The organism is Actinotignum timonense, from assembly GCF_030216305.1.
GTDB classification, from domain to species: Bacteria; Actinomycetota; Actinomycetes; order Actinomycetales; family Actinomycetaceae; genus Actinotignum; species Actinotignum timonense_A.
Genome location: NZ_JASOKT010000035.1, coordinates 1 through 540 on the forward strand (window position 1 = coordinate 1; position 540 = coordinate 540).

A 540-nucleotide genomic window follows, 5' to 3' on the forward strand; every position below is an offset into this window, starting at 1 on the left:
GGGCTGGCGATTGGGACGAAGTCGTAACAAGGTAGCCGTACCGGAAGGTGCGGCTGGATCACCTCCTTTCTAAGGATTTTTTTGCAAGGGACGCATGGGTGGGCCTGTTTGTGGGTTTGCTTGTTTTTGTTTTGTTTCTTGTGTTTGGGACGCGTAAAAAATGTGTGGCATGCAGGTTGCTTTCATCGTGTTGTGTGGTGGGGGTTGTTTGTGTGTTGTGGTTGGGCGTGCTGTTAGGCATTCGGACACTAGCTTGTCTGTTACTGCCCGTGGCTGGCTGATGGGACTGTTTGTTTTGTTGGTTGGTTGTGGTGTTGGTGTGGTGGTTGGTTGTCGCATAGTGAGCGTGAGCATCTTTATATGGCAAACATGTTTATGCCAGGGCCTTTTTTGGTTTTGGTTGTGTGTTTGTTTGTGATTTTGCGTAATTGACGATTTTGTTTTGAGTTTCTTGTGTTTTGTTTTTTGGTGTTGTAGGGCGTTTGGTGGATGCCTTGGTGCGTATGGGCCGAAGAAGGACGTTGTAGCCTGCGATATGCC

The 540-nt window shown here is 48.1% G+C and carries 1 rRNA gene; it reads left to right on the forward strand.

Annotated elements, in window-relative coordinates:
• Positions 1-69 (forward strand): 16S ribosomal RNA (locus QP305_RS08695); the annotation flags it as partial.
• Positions 70-540 lie beyond the last annotated feature (471 nt).